General features: G+C 68.0%; 2 protein-coding genes. Both read right to left on the bottom strand.

Translation table 11 applies throughout. The features are described 5' to 3' along the window. Positions 1–695 (bottom strand): CHAP domain-containing protein (locus tag AB0I42_RS37225; protein ID WP_357544480.1); only part of this gene is annotated, 695 nt, incomplete at its 3' end. A 24-nt stretch (positions 696–719) separates the two neighbouring features. Continuing rightward, complete coding sequence (locus AB0I42_RS37220; RefSeq protein WP_357544479.1) at positions 720–2,036, bottom strand: glucosaminidase domain-containing protein; 1,317 nt, start codon at positions 2,034–2,036, stop codon at positions 720–722. Between the last annotated feature and the right edge of the window lie 204 nt (positions 2,037–2,240).

Here is a 2,240-nt window from a genome sequence, read left to right as displayed (position 1 = left end):
GCCGTACCGAACGTCCCCGCCGAACGACCCGGATACATCCACATCACATCGTCCGCATCCACCGCGACCAGATCCTCGAACCGGTCACCATTCACACTCTCCGCCGGCCGATCGGGCACGGAGATGTTCGGCGGTGACACGTACCCGCTGATCAGGACGTCGCGTTCGCCGGCCCGCTGGGTGGCCGGGTTGATGCGCCGCTTGACCACCGCGTCGTTCTGGTTGCCCTCGATGGTCGTGATGGTGCCGTCGGAGTGCACGGTGTGGACGATGCCGACGTGGCCTCCCACACCGGAGCCCGGTGTGCCCCACACGACGACGTCACCGGGGGCCGGGCTGCCGGTCCCGCCGGAGGGGCGGGCCTTCCAGAGCCCCTGCTGCTGTCCCCAGGTGCCGACGCCGGTGGCGACGTCGGTCGTGAACACCGGGGAGACACCGGCGTTGCGCCAGACCCACTCGGCGAACATCGCGCACCAGGCGGTGGTGATGCAGGGACCGTACTTCTGACAGCGGCCGTTGGCCTCGGAGTTGCCGACCTCGCCCTCGGCGACTGCGACGATGCCGGCACGGGTGGCGGCGTGGGCCGTACGGGTGCCGAGGGTCGCGTCCTGCACCGCGTACGCGGCCAGCATGGTGAGTATCCCGATGACCGCGGTGACGACCGCTCTCGCCCGCGGTTTCCTGACTGTCTGCATGTTCACGGCTCCTCTGTTCCTGGTCTAGTGGTTGGCGAGGCGGTGGGTGGACCAGCCGTGGCCGATCTGGGCCGGTGCGGCGAAGGTGCCGTCACCGTCCCCGGTCCAGCGGATCAGGGTGTTGTCGCTCGCCTTGACGCCGACGATGTCGGCCTTGCGGTCGCCGTTGACGTCGAGCACGGCGAACTCGCGGACGCCCTGCCAGCCCCCGCCGACGACGGCGGGTGCGGTGAAGCCACCCTGGCCGTTGCCCTTCCAGAACAGCAACGTCCCGTCCGGCTTGGTCCCCCAGATGTCCGCGTCACCGTCACCATCGGCATCACCGGCGGCGAACCGCGACACCTGGTTCCAGCCCGTACCGACCCGACGCGGCTCGGCGAACTGGCCCCGGCCGGTCCCGATGTACAGGTTCAGGTAGTCACCGACCTTCGCCAGGATGTCAGCCTTGTCGTCCCCGTTCACGTCGGCGACCGTGAACCACTGCACGGCCTTCCAGCCCTGACCGACCTGGGTACGGGACCCGAAGCCACCCTTGGCGTCGTTGTGCCAGTACCACAACACCCCGTCGGTCGCGGTCGCGAACAGATCCGCGAACCCGTCGCCGTTCGAATCACCGACCGCGATCCGGTTGTAGTTGTCGATCCACCCCGAACCAACCCGAACCGCCGTACCGAACGTCCCCGCCGAACGACCCGGATACATCCACATCACATCGTCCGCATCCACCGCGACCAGATCCTCGAACCGGTCACCATTCACACTCTCCGCCGGCCGATCGGGGGCGGTGGTGTTGAAGCGGTACAGGTTGTAGGTACGCATCAGGCTGATCACCTTGTTCGCGTATTCCGGATCGGTGGCGTATCCGGCGCGGTGCACCTCGCGGATGAACTGGTCGGGATCGTCCACGTGGTCGAACGCGGCCGCGTACCGCGCGGTCCGCAGCAGCCGGCCGTAGTCGCGGAACGAGTCCGTGCTGCTGGCGTACCCGCGGAAGTACTGGTTGACGGTGTAGCAGCCGGACGGGCCGCACTCCTGGGTCGGATAGTTGTGGCAGCTCGTCGCGATCGGGCCCGGCGCGTTCGACGCGGTGCACTTGAAGCCGAAGAAGTTCCTCCGTTCGCGGGTCAGTCGGCTCTCGCCCCACGCGGATTCGAGGATCGACTGGCCGAGGGCCACCGATGCCGGCACGCCGTACTGCTGCTGGACGGTCTGGGCGGAGGCGGCGTAGCTGCTGATGTATGTCTCGGGCGGCACCGCCGACGCGCTGTTCACCAGCGCGGTGGAGAGCATTCCGCCGATGAGTGCCGCGGCGGTCAGCCGGGCAAGGAGACGTCTTTTCACGTACAACTCCTGGGGTTCGATTCTGGGCATGCGCCATCGACCGCGGTTCGCGGGTGGTGGTGATTCAGTGGTGGATCAGTAGTTGGCGAGGCGGTGGGTGGACCAGCCGTGGCCGATCTGGGCCGGTGCGGCGAAGGTGCCGTCACCGTCCCCGGTCCACCGGATCAGGGTGTTGTCGCTCGCCTTGACGCCGACGATGTCGGC

The organism is Polymorphospora sp. NPDC050346 (assembly GCF_040655695.1).
GTDB classification, from domain to species: Bacteria; Actinomycetota; Actinomycetes; order Mycobacteriales; family Micromonosporaceae; genus Polymorphospora; species Polymorphospora lycopeni.
The sequence above is the reverse complement of the archived record's forward strand: the minus strand, read 5'-3'. Positions and strand labels throughout refer to the sequence as shown.